Origin of the sequence: Streptomyces fractus (genome assembly GCF_049844455.1) — a bacterium.
GTDB lineage: Bacteria > Actinomycetota > Actinomycetes > Streptomycetales > Streptomycetaceae > Streptomyces > Streptomyces fractus.
This window is the reverse complement of sequence record NZ_JBMYHI010000002.1, coordinates 7781706-7797646: the sequence shown is the minus strand read 5'-3', so window position 1 is coordinate 7797646 and position 15941 is coordinate 7781706. Positions and strand designations below refer to the sequence as shown.

Here is a 15941-nt window from a genome sequence, read left to right as displayed (position 1 = left end):
GTCAGGTGATCCAGATCACGACATATGGAGGCGCGTCCGACGGATCGGGAGGTGTACCCTCGGCGCCTCCAGGGTGAGTAGTCAAGTTTGATGAATACGAGGTCGTCGCCATCTCCGAGCACACCCACACCGCTCCGCCCACCCCATCAGAGACCGCCGAACTCGCGCGCTGCGGCGTCGTGTTCACCCCCGCCGACCCGGCCCGTACGTCGACCGTCGCCTTCTGGCGGCCCGAGGGCGGCGAGCCGCCGCTGCCGGACGCGGGTAGCCGCACGGAGCTGCGCCTCGCGCTGCCCGGCGAGGACGCCGTGGAGCCGGTGACCGTACCGGCCGTCACCCTGCCCGTGCGCGCCGCACTGCCGGTGCTAACCCGCGCGCGTGCCACCGCGGACGCCGACCCGACGGCCACCTTCTGGGGCGCGGCCGGCCTCCTGGCGCTCCAACTCGTCGCCCGTGGCCTGCTGTTGCCGGGGGTGAGCGCCGAAGGTCACGACGCGTGGCGCGCCGGTCCGCTGGGGTCCGACGACCTCGACCGGGTCAGGGAGCTCGCCGCCGCGATGCCGCCCGAGGCGCACGCCGTGCCGCTGGACGGGCACGAACCGCCGCGCCTGCACACCCCGGAACGGCTGCTGAGGGCGTTCCTGGACGCGGTGGCCGATGCCCTGCCGCGCTCCCCCGCCGCGGCACACGCCGCCGGTGGACCGGCGTTCGCGGCGCGGGAGCCGCGGCGGGTGCCCGAGCTGCGGCCCTGGGCGGGGGATGTCGCGGCGGGGCTCGACGCGGGCGTGCGGATCTCGTTGCGCGTGGAGGTTCCCGGCCTCGAACAGCTCACGGACGACGAGCCCCGCGTCCCGTTCCGCGCGGTGCTTCAGCTGCACAGCGTCAGCGACCCCACCCTGGTCGCGGACGCGGCACAGGTGTGGGCCGGGACCGGCGCCTCGGGGCGGGCCTTCGGCGACCGCGCCCGGATGGACGCGCTGTTGGCGCTGCGCCGCGCCACGCGCGCGTGGACACCGCTCGCGCCGCTGCTCTCCGCGACCGTGCCGGACGCCGTCGAACTGGCCGACGACGAGGTCACGGAGCTGCTCGGCGAGGGCGCGCGGGCGCTGTCCGCGACCGGCGTCGACGTGCACTGGCCCAAGGAGCTTGCCCGCAAGCTGACGGCCCGTGCGGTGATCGGCCCGGCCGACGGCGAGGAACCCGACGGGCTCGCCTCCGACGCCCCGTCGTTCCTGTCGGCCGACGCCCTCCTGGCGTTCGACTGGCGGTTCGCCCTCGGTGACCAGGAGTTGAGCCGCGCGGAGCTGGACGTGCTCGCCGAGGCGAACCGTCCCGTCGTGCGGCTGCGCGACCAGTGGGTGCTGATCGACCCCGCGCAGGCCCGCCGGGCCCGCTCCCACCAAGATCGCAAGGTCACACCGGTCGACGCCCTGAGCGCCGTTCTCACGGGCTCGACGGAGGTCGACGGCCGCCGGGTCGACGTGCGGCCGACGGGCTGGCTCACGGCCCTGCGGGACCGCCTCACCGACCCCGAGGGCATGGAGCCGGTCGGCCAACCGGCCGCGCTCGACGCCGAATTGCGCGATTACCAGCTGCGCGGACTCAACTGGCTCGCCCACATGACCTCGCTGGGCCTCGGCGCCTGCCTCGCCGACGACATGGGCCTCGGCAAGACGATCACGCTGATCGCGCTGCACCTGCACCGCCAGGGCTCCCCGGAGAGCGCCGGACCGACGCTCGTGGTCTGCCCGACGTCCCTGATGGGCAACTGGCAGCGCGAGATCGAGCGGTTCGCGCCCGGCACCCCCGTACGCCGCTTCCACGGCGGGCGGCGCTCCCTGGAGAACCTCGCCGACGGCGAGTTCGTGCTCACCACGTACGGCACGATGCGCCTCGACGCCGCGCAACTCGCCACCGTTTCCTGGGGGATGCTCGTCGCCGACGAGGCGCAGCACGTGAAGAACCCCTACTCGGCGACGGCCAAGGAGCTGCGCACCATCGGCGCACGTGCGCGTGTGGCGCTCACCGGCACCCCGGTCGAGAACAACCTCTCCGAGCTGTGGGCACTGCTCGACTGGACGACGCCCGGCCTCCTGGGGCGCCTGGGCGCCTTCCGTACGCGCTACGCCCAGGCGATCGAGGGCGGCAAGGACCCGGCGGCCGCGGAGCGTCTGGCCAAGCTCGTCGGGCCGTTCTTGTTGCGTCGGCGCAAGTCGGATCCCGGGATCGCGCCGGAGCTGCCGCCCAAGACCGAGACGGACCGCGCGGTGTCCCTCACCGCCGAACAGGCGGGCCTGTACGAGGCCGTGGTGCGCGAGACGCTCGCGGAGATCGCCGGGGCGGCCGGCTTCGAGCGGCGCGGCCTGATCGTCAAGCTCCTCACCGGCCTCAAGCAGATCTGCAACCACCCGGCGCAGTACCTCAAGGAGGACAAGCCGCGCATCACCGGCCGCTCCGGGAAGCTGGAACTCCTCGACGAACTCCTGGACACGATCCTGGCCGAGGACGCGAGCGCGCTGGTCTTCACGCAGTACGTGCAGATGGCCCGCCTTGTGGAACGGCATCTGGCCGCCCGGGGCGTCCCGGTGATGTTCCTCCACGGAGGCACCCCGGTCGCGGAGCGCGAGGCCATGGTGCGGCGCTTCCAGGAGGGCGAGGTCCCCGTGTTCCTGCTCTCGTTGAAGGCCGCGGGCACGGGCCTCAACCTCACGCGCGCGGAGCACGTCGTGCACTACGACCGCTGGTGGAACCCGGCCGTGGAGGCGCAGGCCACCGACCGCGCGTACCGCATCGGGCAGACCAGGCCGGTGCAGGTGCACCGGCTGATCGCCGAGGGCACGATCGAGGACCGCATCGCGGAAATGCTGCTACGTAAGCAGGAGTTGGCGGACGCGGTGCTCGGCTCCGGTGAGGCGGCGCTGACCGAACTCACCGACGCGGAACTGGCGGACCTGGTCGAGCTGCGAGGGGGCGCCCGATGAGCCACATGGAAGACGACATGCGTACGTTCGCGGCGCTGCCGCCCGCGCGCGGGCGGGCCTTCGCGCAGACCTGGTGGGGTCAGGCCTGGTTGAAGGCTCTGGAGGACACCGCGCTCGACAACGCGCAACTGAAGGCGGGGCGCCGCCTCGCGCGCGCGGGTGCGGTGGGCGCGGTGTCGGTCCGGCCGGGGCGCATCACCGCCGTGGTGGAGGACCGCGGCGGCGCGACGCACCGCTCGGACGTGCTGCTCCAGTGTCTGGACGAGGAGGAGTGGGACGCCTTCCTGACGATGGCGGCCGAACGGGCGGGGCACATCGCGGCGCTCCTGGACCGCGACATGCCGCCGCACCTCGTCGAGGACGCCTCGGACTCGGGTGTGGAACTCCTGCCGGGGATCGGCGACTTGGAGCCGCGCTGCGACTGCGACGCCTGGGACCACTGCGCGCACACGGCGGCGCTGAGCTACCAGCTCGCCCGTCTGCTGGACCAGGATCCGTTCGTGCTGCTCCTGCTGCGTGGGCGCGGCGAGCGCGCGCTGCTCGACGAGCTTCAGGTGCGCAGCACCGTACGCGGCGAGCCCGAAGCCCCTCGCGAGGACCGTGAGGCCGAGGGCGTGGACGCCGCCGAGGCGTACGCGTCGGCGATCGTGCTGCCGCCGCTGCCTGGTCCGCCACCGCTGCCCGACGAGCCCGGCCTGCCGCCGTCGCTCGACACGGAGACTCCGCCGCCCGCGGGCACGGACGTCGACGCGCTCGGCTTCCTGGCCGCGCAGGCGGCGGCCGAGGCGCACCGGCTGCTCACGGAGGCCCTGTCCCCCGGACATGAACAGCGGGCCGCGCCCCAGGAGAAGACGCCGCGTCAGGACGCCGTACGGCTTGCCGCCGCGTCCCCCGCGCAGCACATCAGGGCACGGCTCGCCGAGGTCGAAGGCCGTGGCCGGGAGGGTCTGGCGCTCGCCGTGCGCGCCTGGGAGTACGGGGGCGCCGCCGCGCTCGACGTCCTGGACGAGGAGTGGACCCCGGACGCGGAAAGCCTGGTACGCGCGCGTGCCGCGCTCGACGCGGCCTGGGACGACGGCGAGCGCCCCGAACTCAAGGCCGCCCGCGGCCGCTGGAGCACCGCCGACGGGCAGGCCCAACTGCGGCTCGGCCGGGACGGGCGCTGGTGGCCCTACCGCAAGCAGCGCGGCCGCTGGACGCCCGCCGGGCCCGCGGCATCCGATCCGGCCTCCGCGCTGGCCGGCGCGCTCGGCTCCGCCGACGAGGACGGGTAGGCACGCGAGCGGGCCCGCACGGTGACGTCCACGACCGTGGACGTCATCGTGCGGGCCCTGACCGGCTGTTGACCCCGTCCGCGCTAGCGGATCGGCATGCCCGACAGCGTGCGGGCGATGACCAGGCGCTGGATCTCGCTCGTGCCCTCGAAGATCGTGTAGATCGCCGCGTCGCGGTGCATGCGCTCTACGGGGTACTCGCGCGTGAAGCCGTTGCCGCCGAGGATCTGGACCGCCTGGGCGCTGACCTTCTTGGCGGTCTCGCTCGCGAACAGCTTGGACATGGAGCCCTCGGCGTTCTCGAACTTCTTGCCCGTGGACGCCATCCAGGAGGCACGCCACACCAGGAGCCGCGCGGCGTCGATCTGGGTGCGCATGTCGGCGAGCTGGAAGGCCACGCCCTGGTTGTCGATGATCGGGCGGCCGAACTGCTCGCGCGTCTTCGCGTACTCCAGGGCCTCCTCGTAAGCGGCGCGGGCGGTGCCGACCGCCATGGCGCCGACGGCGGGACGCGAGGCCTCGAAGGTGGCCATCGCGGCGTTCTTCACGCGCTCGCCGCCCTTCTTGGCCTTCTCACGCGCGCGGGCGAGGCGCTCGTCGAGCTTGTCCTTTCCGCCGAGCAGGCAGGAGCCGGGCACCCGGACGTTCTCCAGGACGACCTCGGCGGTGTGCGAGGCGCGGATGCCGTGCTTCTTGAACTTCTGGCCCTGGGACAGGCCGGGGGTGTTCGGCGGCACGATGAACGAGGCGTGGCCCTTGGAGCCGAGCTCGGGGTCGATGGAGGCGACGACCACGTGGACGTTGGCGATGCCGCCGTTCGTCGCCCACGTCTTGGTGCCGTTCAGGACCCACTCGTCCTTGGCCTCGTCGTAGACGGCACGCGTGCGCATGGCGGCGACGTCGGAGCCCGCGTCCGGCTCGGAGGAGCAGAAGGCGGCCACCTTCACGTCGTTCACGTCGCCGTACATCTGCGGGATCCAGGTCCCGATCTGCTCCTCGGTGCCGTTGGCGAGGACGCCCACGGCGGCGAGGCCCGTGCCGACGATGGACAGGCCGATGCCCGCGTCGCCCCAGAACAGCTCCTCCATGGCCATCGGGATGCCGAGGCCCGAGGGGTCGAAGAACTGCTGCGCGTAGAAGTCCAGGGAGTAGATTCCGAGCTTGGCCGCTTCCTGAATGACCGGCCAGGGGGTCTCCTCGCGCTCGTCCCACTCGGCGGCCGCGGGGCGGATCACGTCGGCGGCGAAGCCGTGCAGCCAGTCACGCACTTCCTTCTGCTCGTCGTTGAGATCCATGGTGAACTCGGCCATAACCCCTCCAGGGCGCACGCAATACTGTGTTACTTAAGGTAACCCGAGTCTGTTACTGGCGAGTAGCCCATGTCAACCTCCGAGTACGCGTTCGATACCGGACAACCCTCGGGTGTTACCTTTCGCGTGCGTCAGGCAATCGAACGGGGCGGGGAGAGTTCATGGAGACCACACAGCGGACCGATCAGCGCGCGGACCAGCAGTCCGCCGCCGAGCGTCGGAGGCGCGACCTCCTTGAGGCCGCGGACCGCGTGGTGCTCCGGGACGGTCCCGGCGCCTCGATGAACGCGATCGCGGCGGAGGCCGGGATCACCAAGCCGATCCTGTACCGGCACTTCGGCGACAAGGGCGGCCTCTACGCCGCGCTCGCCACGCGCCACACGGACGCGCTGCTCGCCTCGCTGCGGGCCGCCCTGGACGCGCCCGCGGAGCGGCGCGAGCGCGTGGAGGCGACGCTCGACACGTACCTGGCGGCGATCGAGGCCCGCCCCCAGGTCTACCGCTTCCTGATGCATCCGTCGGAGGGCTCCCCCGCCGATTCCGGGTTCGACGTCGGACGGCATTCGTTCCCGCTGCTGCGCCGCATGGGCGAGGAGCTGGCCGAGGTCATCGAGGAGCGCGTGGATCTCGGCCCCGGCAGCCAGCAGCTCGCGCGCGTCTGGGGGCATGGGATCGTCGGCATGATGCACGCCGCGGGCGACTGGTGGCTCGGTGACCGCCCGTGCGAGCGCGCCGAGTTGGTGCGCGGCCTCGCCGACCTGCTGTGGGGTCGGCTCGCCGCGGCGGGCGACAAGGTGGGCGGCCCGGGCTTCTGACCGGGCACCAGACTTCCGACCCGGCCGAAGCCACCTCAGCACCGCACACCGACGCCACGTCAGCAGCGCACACCGACGCCACCTCAGCACCTCACGTGGCCCACGGCGCCTTCGCCGCCTGCCGCAGCACCTTCCTGCGCCGCCACCCGGTGACCCGCTCCGTGTACGTACGCCCCTCCAAGTGGTCGCACTCGTGCTGGAGACAGCGGGCGAACCAGCCCGTGCCGTGGATCACCACAGGGTCACCGGCGACGTCGTACCCCTCCACGCGCGCGTGGTCGAAGCGGGGCGTGCCCGCCTCGAGGCCGGGGAGCGACAGGCAGCCCTCGGGGCCGCGGATCACCTCGCCGTCGGCCTCGACCAGACGCGGGTTCACGACGTGGCCGACATGGCGCACGTCGTCGTCATCCTCACAGTCGAAGACGAAGACCCGCAGTCCCTCGCCGACCTGGTTCGCGGCGAGACCCACGCCCTGCGCCGCGTACATCGTGGCGAACATGTCCTCGACCAGGCGCGCGAGGGCCGGGCCGAAGTCCGTGACCTGCGCGCAGGGTTGGTGGAGCACGGTCTCACCGAGCAGGGTCAGGGGTCGTACGCGCCCTGAGGCGCCCGGGATCGAGCCGTGTCGCATGCCGGTAAGGGTACGGTCCTGTGCGCACCACGAAGTGCTGGTGGTGCCGCTGTTCGGGCTTGTCAGAGGATCTCGATAGGCTGAGCCCATAAACGATGCCGGGGGCAGGCGCGGCGCCGTACGCAAGGAGGACCCAGGAAGATGGCAGGCAACTCGGAGCCGATGACTCCGCGCGCCAAGCTGGCCGTGACGGCCGGCCGGGCCGCGGCCGCGGTGTCGCGGGCGGCGGGCCGCGGCAGCGGATCAGTGATCGGCGGCAAGGTCGCGCTGCGGCTCGACCCCGAGCTGCTCGCGCGGGTCGCCCAGCACCTGGACGTGGTGCTCGTCTCGGCCACGAACGGCAAGACGACGACCACCCGGCTGCTCGCGGAGGCGCTGCGCGCCAGCGGCCCCGTCGTCTCGAACGCGCTGGGGGCGAACATGCCCGCGGGCATCACCTCCGCCCTGGCCGGCGGCGGCGAGGCCAAGTACGGCGTGATCGAGGTCGACGAGAAGTACCTGGCCGGTGTCGCCCGTGACACCGACCCGAAGGCGATCGCGCTGCTCAACCTCTCGCGCGACCAGCTGGACCGCGCCGGCGAGACCCGCATGCTCGCCGAGAAGTGGCGCGAGGGCCTGTCCGGTTCGAAGGCCATCGTGATCGCGAACGCGGACGACCCCCTGATCGTCTGGGCCGCCTCCTCCTCGCCGAACGTGGTGTGGGTCGCCGCGGGCCAGGAGTGGAAGGACGACGCCTGGTCCTGCCCGGCGTGCGGCGGCGTGATGCAGCGCCCCGGTGACGACTGGTTCTGCGGCGAGTGCGGCTTCCGCCGCCCGATCGCGAGCTGGGCGCTCCAGGGCGACCACGTCATCGACCCGCACGGCTCCGCCTGGCCGATCCACCTCCAGCTGCCGGGCCGCGCCAACAAGGCGAACGCGGCGACGTCCGCCGCCGTCGCCGCCTGCTTCGGGGTGCCCCCGCAGGTCGCCCTGGAGCGCATGTACCAGGTGCAGGCGGTGGCGGGTCGCTACGACGTCGTGCAGTTCCAGGAGCGCGACCTGCGGCTGCTGCTCGCCAAGAACCCGGCGGGCTGGCTCGAAACGTTCACTCTGATCGACCCGCCGCCGACGCCGGTGATCCTCTCGGTGAACGCGCGGGGCGCCGACGGCACCGACACCTCCTGGCTGTGGGACGTCGACTACACGCGCCTGGCCGGGCACCCGATCTGCGTGATCGGCGACCGCCGGCTCGACCTCGCGGTCCGGCTCGAGGTCGCGGGCCTGGACTTCCGGGTCTGCGAGACGCTCGACGAGGCGGTGCAGATGTCGCCCCCGGGCCGGATCGAGCTGATCGCCAACTACACCGCGTTCCAGGACGTCCGCCGCCGCGTGGGCAACTGACGAGCCCCCACAGAGCGCGAACAGCGAAGGATCATGACCATGAGCGACAACAGCCTGCGTCTCGTGTGGGTCTACCCCGACCTCCTGAGCACCTACGGCGACCAGGGCAACGCACTGGTGGTGGAGCGCCGCGCCCAGCAGCGCCGCCTCCAGGTCGAGCGCTACGACGTGCGCAGCGACCAGGCGGTGCCGACCTCCGGCGACATCTACCTCATCGGCGGCGGCGAGGACCGCCCGCAGCGCCTCGCGGCGGAGCGGCTGCGCCGCGACGGCGGCCTGCAGCGCGCGGTGGCCAACGGCGCGATCGTCTTCTCCGTGTGCGCCGGCTACCAGATCCTCGGCCACGAGTTCGTGAACGACCTCGGTGAGCGCGAGCCCGGCCTCGGCCTGCTCGACGTCGTCTCGACGCGCGGCGAGGGCGAGCGCTGCGTCGGTGACGTACTGGGCGACATCGACCCGGAGTTGGGCCTGCCGGAGCTGACCGGCTTCGAGAACCACCAGGGCATCACACACCTCGGCCCGACGGCGCGGGCGTTCGCCCGCACCCGGATCGGCAAGGGCAACGGCACGGGGGACGGCACCGAAGGCGCCTTCAACGACACCGTTTTCGGCACGTACATGCACGGGCCCGTGCTCGCGCGCAATCCGCAGATCGCCGACCTGCTGATCAAGCTGGCGCTCGATGTGAACGCGCTGCCGCCGGTGAACGACCGCTGGTACGAGGAGCTGCGGAACGAGCGGATCGCGGCGGCCACGACGCAGCCGGCCTGACCCCCTCGGGGCCCTCCTCGGGGCCCCTCCTCGGGTCCTTCTCCAGGGCCCTTTAGGGCGCCCGCGCGCCCATGTGAGCAGGCCGGTCCACCAGTCGGACGCCCCGTGCGGACGGGCCCCCGGACGCCGATAAGGTACGGGGGTCCAGCCGGACGGCGTGGTCCGGCCATCGGCCCCACGTTGCAAAGGTATTCCGGGCTTATGCGTATTGGTGTCCTCACCTCCGGGGGCGACTGCCCCGGCCTGAACGCCGTGATCCGCTCGGTCGTGCACCGTGCCGTCGTCGACCACGGCGACGAGGTCATCGGCTTCCACGACGGGTGGAAGGGCCTCCTCGAGTGCGACTACCGCAAGCTGGACCTCGACGCGGTGGGCGGCATCCTCGCCCGCGGCGGCACCATCCTCGGATCCTCCCGCGTACAGCCCGCGCATCTGCGCGACGGCATCGAGCGCGCCAGGGAGCACGTCGCCGACCTCGGCCTCGACGCGATCATCCCGATCGGCGGTGAGGGCACCCTCAAGGCGGCCCGCCTCCTGTCGGACAACGGCCTCCCGATCGTCGGCGTACCGAAGACGATCGACAACGACATCGCCGTCACCGACGTGACGTTCGGCTTCGACACCGCCGTCGGCGTCGCCACCGAGGCGCTCGACCGCCTCAAGACCACCGCCGAGTCGCACCAGCGCGTGCTGATCGTCGAGGTCATGGGCCGACACACCGGCTGGATCGCGCTGCACTCCGGCATGGCCGCGGGCGCGCACGCCGTCGTCGTGCCTGAGCGGCCCTTCGACATCGAGGAGCTGGCCAAGAAGGTCGGCGAGCGCTTCGAGGCCGGCAAGAAGTTCGCGATCGTCGTCGCCGCCGAGGGCGCCAAGCCGCGCGTCGGCTCGATGGAGTTCGACGAGGGCGCCAAGGACGTCTACGGCCACGAGCGGTTCGCGGGCATCGCGCGTCAGCTCTCCATCGAGCTGGAGCAGCGCCTCGGCAAGGAGGCGCGGCCCGTCATCCTCGGCCATGTCCAGCGCGGCGGCACCCCCACCGCGTACGACCGCGTGCTCGCGACCCGGTTCGGCTGGCACGCCGTCGAGGCCGTGCACCGCGGCGAGTTCGGCAAGATGACGGCGCTGCGCGGCACCGACATCGTGATGACGTCGCTGGCCGAGGCCGTGGAGACGCTGAAGACGGTGCCGGACGAGCGGTACGCCGAAGCCGAGTGCGTGCTCTGATCCGCACACCGCCCCACACCGCCCCACACCGCACGGAACTGCCCCCCCCGGCCGAAACAGCGGCCGGGGGGCAGTTCTAGTCTGGGGGCGCACAATCCGTACGAAACGAGCAACAGGAGCCGGCGGATGGATCACAGCGGGCACGGCATGAACATGGATCTGCCGCCGTTCACGCTGGGGCGTGGCCTGGAATGGTCGGCCGACCCCTTCTTCCTCGTCGGGTGCCTGCTGGCGCTCGCCCTCTACGGATGGGGCGTGGTGCGCCTGAACCGGCGCGGTGACGCGTGGCCGGTGTCCCGGACGATCACGTTCGTCGTGGGCGTGCTCACCATCGGTCTGGTGATGTGCACCAAGCTCAACGACTACGGCATGGTCATGTTCAGCGTGCACATGGTGCAGCACATGGTCATCAGCATGCTGTCGCCGATCCTGCTCCTGATGGGCGCCCCGATCACGCTCGCGCTGCGGGCGCTGCCGGTGTCCGCGAAGCGCGGCAGCAAGGGGCCGCGCGAGGTGCTCCTTTGGCTGCTGCACAGCCGCTACATGCGGATCATCACGCACGCCGCCTTCACGATCCCGCTGTTCATCGCGAGCCTGTACGCGCTCTACTTCACGCCGCTCTTCGACTTCCTCATGGGCTCCAAGGTCGGCCATCTCGCGATGATGGTGCACTTCCTCGCCGTCGGCCTGGTGTTCTTCTGGCCGATCATGGGCGTGGACCCGGGGCCGCACCGGCCCGGCTACGTGATGCGGATGCTGGAGCTGTTCGCGGGCATGCCGTTCCACGCCTTCTTCGGGATCGCGCTGATGATGGCGTCGACGACGATGGTCGGCACGTTCGAGAACCCGCCGGCCTCCCTGGGCATCGATCCGCTCGCCGACCAGACGGCGGCGGGCGGCATCGCCTGGGCGTTCAGCGAGGTGCCCTCGGTCCTCGTCCTGCTGGCCCTGCTCTTCCAGTGGAAGAAGTCGGAGGACCGTCAGGCGCGCCGCAAGGACCGTGCCGCGGACCGGGACGGCGACAAGGAACTGGCGGCGTACAACGCCTACCTCGCGTCTCTCAACACGCGCGGCCAGTAGCACCGCCCCGCGCGCGGCAGTAGCGCCACTGCCCCGTTACGGGTGAGTATGGCCTCCTGGTCGCGGCTCGGACTCGGTCCGGCTGCTGGGAGGAGGGTGTGTGATGCCCGGTTCCACGAAGACGATGGGTGCGTTCACCGTGGGCGGCCTGGTGGCCGTGACCGCCTACACGGTGGCGCTCGGCAGCAATGGGTGGCTGTGGTTCGGCTGGGTGGTGCTCGGTCTGCTCACCGTGGCCATGGTGGCGTCGCGCAGCAACTGACGGCGGACGCCACCGGGGCTCAGAAGCGGAAGACGGGGCCCGTCGACGCCTCCATCGCGCAGGGGTTGCCGAAGGTCTTGTGCCAGGCGATCGCCTTGCCGCGGTACGTACCGGTGGCCTCGACGGTGACCGGGTCGTAGACCTGGGTGCACATCTGCTGCCGGACCGGCAGTGCGTCCAGGTCGCCGCCGGCCGCCTCCAGGGCCGCGCAGGCGTCGGCGGCGTGCGGGTGCTCGCCCGAGGGCTCCGGCTCGCAGTTCAGGTGGACGCCGCGGATCCAGGTGTCATCGGCACCGGAGACGGTCAGGAACAGCTCGCCCGGCCGCTCGGGCCCGGTGGCCACGGCGCTCGCGGCCGGGGCGGCCGCGGCCAGGGACAGGAACGCGGCAGCGGCCACGTAGACGGAACGCATACGGAAATACCTCCGGTGCTGGACGTCAGGGTGGAAACAGGCCACCTGCCGGGACCTCCACCGCCAAGCGGACGCGCCGTACCGGCCCCGGACGGGGCCCGATCGGGCTCTCGCGTCGGCGCTTCCGATTGGTTACTGTGCGCAAGCACGCGGCGGTACAAGCGGCAGTACAAGCGTTCCAAGTGGCTCCAGTGGTTCAAGTGGTTCGTGGGGGAAGGCGATCGGGATGTTCTACCGGCTGCTCAAGTACGTGATCCTCGGGCCGCTGCTGCGGCTGCTGTTCCGGCCCCGGATCGAGGGCCTGGAGCACATACCGGAGTCCGGCGCCGCGATCGTCGCGGGCAATCATCTGTCGTTCGCCGATCACTTCCTGATGCCCGCGATCATCAAGCGGCGGATCACGTTCCTGGCGAAGGCCGAGTACTTCACCGGGCCCGGGCTCAGGGGCCGGCTCACCGCCGCGTTCTTCCGCAGCGCGGGCCAGATCCCGGTCGACCGTTCGGGCAAGGAGGCCGGGCAGGCGGCGATCCGCGAGGGGCTCGGGGTGCTGGGCCGCGGGGAGTTGCTGGGCATCTACCCCGAGGGCACGCGCTCGCACGACGGGCGCCTGTACAAGGGCAAGGTCGGCGTCGCCGCGATGGCGCTCAAGGCGCGGGCCCCGGTGGTCCCGTGCGCGATGATCGGCACGTTCGAGGCGCAGCCGCCGGGTCAGAAGATCCCGAAGATGCACCGGGTGACGATCCGGTTCGGCGAGCCGCTCGACTTCTCCCGCTACCTCGGCATGGACGACGAGAAGACGATCCTGCGGGCGGTCACCGACGAGATCATGTACGCGATCCTGGAGCTGTCCGGGCAGGAGTACGTCGACAAGTACGCGGCGCTCGTGAAGGCGGAGGCCGAGGAGGAGAGGGCCCGGAAGTTCCCGCGGATGCCGCTGAGTTGATCTCCTCCTCCGGGTTCCGCGCTCTGCGCTGAGCAGATTCCCGGGTGCGGGCGGCCTCACCGACGTACGGTCCGGTCATGAAGAAGGCATTGGTGATCGGTGCGGCAGGGCAGATCGGGCGGCCCGCGGTGCGGGCGCTCGCGGAGGACGGCTGGGAGGTGACGGCGGCCTCGCGCGGTGGCGGGCGGGACGCGGGCTGGCCCGACGGGGTGCGGGCGGTGCGGCTCGACCGGGAGGACGGCGCGGCGCTCGCGGAGTTGGTCGGGGACGGCGTCGACCTCGTCGTCGACATGGTGGCCTTCACCCGGGAGCACGGGCGGCAGCTGGCCGGCCTTTCCGGCCGGATCGGCTCGGCGGTGGTGATCTCCAGCGGCGCCGTCTACGAGGACGAGAACGGGCGCAGTTTCGATACGCAGACCGAGCCGGACGGCTGGCCGCGCTACCCGGGCCCCGTCAAGGAGAGCGACCGGACGGTCGGGCCGGGCGAGGCGACGTACGGGACGCGCAAGGTGCGACTGGAGCGGGATCTGCTGGCGCTCGGCGAGGCGCTGCCGACGACCCTGCTGCGGGCGTCCGCGGTGCACGGCCCGTACTGCCGCACGCCGCGCGAGCTGTACTTCGTGAAGCGGAACCTCGACGGGCGCCGCCGGCGCGTGCTGGCGTTCAACGGGGAGAGTCGCTTCAACCCGGCGAGCGTGCGGAACCTGGCGGAGCTGGTGCGACTTGCCGCGGCGCGTCCGGGGTCGCGGGTGCTCAACGGCGCCGACCCGGACTGCCCCACCGTCGCCGAGATCGGCGCGATGATCGACGAGCTGATGGGGGTGGAGACGGAGACGGTACTCGTGGACGGGCCGCCGCCCGCGGAGACCGTCGGGGACACCCCGTGGTCGCTGCCGTACCCGTTCCTCTTCGACATGTCGGCCGCCGAGCGGGAGTTGGGGTACAAGCCGGTGACGACGTACGCCGACGCGCTGCCGGAGACGGTCGAGTGGCTGACGGCGCGGCTGCGGGAGCAGGACTGGGTCGACGGTTTCCCGAAGATGGTGGCGAACTACACGACCGGCCTGTTCGACTACGCGGCCGAGGACGCCTGGCTGGCGTCCCGGGCCGCGTAGACCTAGCGAACTGCTACGGCTACGGCTACGGCTACGGCTTGGGCGTGGCGTGCGGGGCGCACGTCACGTCCTTGCTGTCGCTCTTGCCGGTGAGCATGTAGGTGTCGACCCGGTCGTTGATGCAGGGGTTGGTCAGACCCGTGACGCCGTGCGAGCCCGCGTCCTTCTCGGTGATCAGGCGGGAGCCCTTGAAGCGCTTGTGCAGCTCGACGGCGCCCTCGTACGGGGTGGCGGCGTCACGCGTGGACTGCACGATGAGGACCGGCGGCAGGCCCTTGCCGGTCTTCACGTCCAGCGGCGTCTGCTGCTTGGTCTTCCAGGTGGCGCAGGGCAGGTTCATCCACGCGTTGGCCCACGTCATGAACGGGTACTGCTTGTTCAGCGCGGTGTTGTCCTTGTCCCACTTGGACCAGCTGGTGGGCCACTTGGCGTCGGCGCACTCAACGGCCGTGTAGACCGCGTTGCTGTTCTCCGCGGTGGCGTTGCCCGCGGTGTCCGACATGTCGGGGGCGGCGGCGTCGACCAGTGCCTGGGTGTCACCGGCGACGTACTTGCTCCAGGTCTGGGCGACCGGCACCCACGAGGAGTCGTAGTACGGCGCGCTCTGGAAGAAGGCGATCAGCTCGGCCGGTCCCACGACCCCGCCGATGGGGTTCTTCTTCGCGGCGGCGCGCAGGGTCTCCCACTGCTGCTGCACCTTCGCGCGGGTGTCGCCGAGGTGGAAGGTCGCGTCGTTCTTGGCGACCCAGTCCTGCCAGTCCTTCCAGCGGCCCTCGAAGGCGATGTCCTGGTTCAGGTTCGCCTGGTACCAGATGTTGCTCTTGGCCGGGTTGACGACGCTGTCGACGATCATGCGGCGGACGTGGCCCGGGAAGAGCGTGCCGTAGACGGCGCCCAGGTAGGTGCCGTAGGAGACGCCGAGGTAGTTGAGCTTCTTGTCACCGAGGGCGGCACGGATGACGTCGAGGTCGCGCGCGGTGTTCGGCGTCGTCATCTGCGGCAGCATGTCGCCGCTCTTCTCGTAGCAGCCGTCCGCGTACTCCTTGGCGAGCTTGCGCTGGCCGAGCTTGTCCGCCTCGGTGTCCGGGACCGGGTCGGCCTTGGGCGCCTTGACGTACTCCTGCGGGTCGACGCACGAGATCGGCGCGGAGTGACCGACACCGCGCGGGTCGAAGCCGACGAAGTCGTAGGCCTTCGCCATCTTCGCGTAGATCGGGTTCTTGGTGGTCACGCGCGTCGGGAAGCGCATGCCGGAGCCGCCGGGGCCGCCCGGGTTGTAGACGAGGGAGCCCTGGCGCTCGTCCTTGGTGCCGGTGTTGCCGATGCGGTCCACGGCGAGCTTGATCTGCTTGCCGTTCGGCTTCGCGTAGTCGAGCGGCACGCTGACCCAGCCGCACTCGATGGGCTTGGCGAAGCCCCAGTCCGCGGGGCAGTCCTTCCAGTCGACGCCGGCCTTCGCGGCCTTGGCGGCGGCGAAGGCCGCGCCGCGCGCCTGGAGGTTGGCGGTGCCGGCGGACTTGGCCGCGTCGGCCTGGGCTGCGGGGGCGGAGACCGCGCCCGCTATCAGCGCCGCGGCGGCGAAAGCGCCCGCGGAACCGATCACCGCCTTCCGGCTGCCGCGCGCTGTCTGTCTGGTCCGTCTCAAGTGAGGCCTCCCGCACATCGATTCGATCCGTACGTCGATCGTGTTGCTGATCGGTACGCGGATCCTGACGTGTGCGGGGTCCCTGGCGACAGAGA

Annotated in this window: 14 protein-coding genes; 10 read left to right on the top strand and 4 right to left on the bottom strand. The window is 71.6% G+C overall.

The window, feature by feature from the left end; translation table 11 throughout:
• Positions 1 to 110 precede the first annotated feature (110 nt).
• Positions 111 to 2981 (top strand): DEAD/DEAH box helicase, encoded by a 2871-nt coding sequence (locus ACP4E5_RS37360; protein WP_483030485.1) that lies wholly within the window; start codon positions 111 to 113, stop codon positions 2979 to 2981.
• Positions 2978 to 4255, top strand: coding sequence for an SWIM zinc finger family protein (locus tag ACP4E5_RS37355; RefSeq protein WP_425836781.1), 1278 nt, complete (start codon positions 2978 to 2980; stop codon positions 4253 to 4255). Before ACP4E5_RS37360 ends, ACP4E5_RS37355 begins: the two co-directional genes overlap by 4 nt.
• 83 nt (positions 4256 to 4338) lie before the next feature.
• Here ACP4E5_RS37355 and ACP4E5_RS37350 read toward each other — a convergent pair whose 3' ends face one another.
• Positions 4339 to 5565 (bottom strand): acyl-CoA dehydrogenase family protein, encoded by a 1227-nt coding sequence (locus tag ACP4E5_RS37350; RefSeq protein WP_425836778.1) that lies wholly within the window; start codon positions 5563 to 5565, stop codon positions 4339 to 4341.
• Positions 5566 to 5726: 161 nt separating this feature from the next.
• Here ACP4E5_RS37350 and ACP4E5_RS37345 point away from each other — a divergent pair, with 161 nt between their 5' ends.
• Positions 5727 to 6380, top strand: a complete 654-nt coding sequence (locus ACP4E5_RS37345) for a TetR/AcrR family transcriptional regulator (protein WP_425836776.1) — start codon at positions 5727 to 5729, stop codon at positions 6378 to 6380.
• A 91-nt stretch (positions 6381 to 6471) separates the two neighbouring features.
• Here the strand turns inward: ACP4E5_RS37345 and def are convergent, their stop codons facing one another.
• Entirely contained in the window at positions 6472 to 7011 is a 540-nt protein-coding gene (gene def, locus ACP4E5_RS37340) for a peptide deformylase (RefSeq protein ID WP_425836773.1), read from the bottom strand.
• A 141-nt stretch (positions 7012 to 7152) separates the two neighbouring features.
• Between def and ACP4E5_RS37335 the strand changes: the two genes are divergently transcribed.
• The 5 genes from ACP4E5_RS37335 to ACP4E5_RS37315 all read left to right on the top strand — a co-directional run bounded on the left by ACP4E5_RS37335 (position 7153) and on the right by ACP4E5_RS37315 (position 11731).
• Complete coding sequence (locus ACP4E5_RS37335) at positions 7153 to 8391, top strand: Mur ligase family protein (RefSeq protein WP_425836770.1); 1239 nt, start codon at positions 7153 to 7155, stop codon at positions 8389 to 8391.
• Positions 8392 to 8430: 39 nt separating this feature from the next.
• Complete coding sequence (locus ACP4E5_RS37330; protein ID WP_425836768.1) at positions 8431 to 9162, top strand: type 1 glutamine amidotransferase; 732 nt, start codon at positions 8431 to 8433, stop codon at positions 9160 to 9162.
• A gap of 201 nt (positions 9163 to 9363) precedes the next feature.
• On the top strand, positions 9364 to 10389 hold the full coding sequence (locus ACP4E5_RS37325) for a 6-phosphofructokinase (protein ID WP_425836765.1): 1026 nt from the start codon (positions 9364 to 9366) through the stop codon (positions 10387 to 10389).
• Positions 10390 to 10515: 126 nt separating this feature from the next.
• Positions 10516 to 11469 (top strand): cytochrome c oxidase assembly protein, encoded by a 954-nt coding sequence (locus tag ACP4E5_RS37320; protein ID WP_425836763.1) that lies wholly within the window; start codon positions 10516 to 10518, stop codon positions 11467 to 11469.
• Positions 11470 to 11572: 103 nt separating this feature from the next.
• Positions 11573 to 11731 (top strand): hypothetical protein, encoded by a 159-nt coding sequence (locus ACP4E5_RS37315; protein ID WP_266722335.1) that lies wholly within the window; start codon positions 11573 to 11575, stop codon positions 11729 to 11731.
• Positions 11732 to 11750: 19 nt separating this feature from the next.
• On the opposite strand, the gene ACP4E5_RS37310 is transcribed toward ACP4E5_RS37315, so the two are convergent.
• On the bottom strand, positions 11751 to 12143 hold the full coding sequence (locus ACP4E5_RS37310) for an SSI family serine proteinase inhibitor (RefSeq protein ID WP_425836758.1): 393 nt from the start codon (positions 12141 to 12143) through the stop codon (positions 11751 to 11753).
• A 226-nt stretch (positions 12144 to 12369) separates the two neighbouring features.
• Here ACP4E5_RS37310 and ACP4E5_RS37305 point away from each other — a divergent pair, with 226 nt between their 5' ends.
• Together ACP4E5_RS37305 and ACP4E5_RS37300 are read left to right on the top strand one after the other, a co-directional pair.
• The gene (locus ACP4E5_RS37305) at positions 12370 to 13086 is read left to right on the top strand and encodes a lysophospholipid acyltransferase family protein (RefSeq protein ID WP_425836755.1); all 717 of its coding nucleotides are present in this window, start codon (positions 12370 to 12372) and stop codon (positions 13084 to 13086) included.
• 77 nt (positions 13087 to 13163) lie between these two features.
• Entirely contained in the window at positions 13164 to 14201 is a 1038-nt protein-coding gene (locus tag ACP4E5_RS37300) for an NAD-dependent epimerase/dehydratase family protein (protein ID WP_425836752.1), read from the top strand.
• A gap of 31 nt (positions 14202 to 14232) precedes the next feature.
• On the opposite strand, the gene ACP4E5_RS37295 is transcribed toward ACP4E5_RS37300, so the two are convergent.
• Complete coding sequence (locus tag ACP4E5_RS37295) at positions 14233 to 15864, bottom strand: alpha/beta hydrolase (protein WP_425836749.1); 1632 nt, start codon at positions 15862 to 15864, stop codon at positions 14233 to 14235.
• Positions 15865 to 15941: the final 77 nt, after the last annotated feature.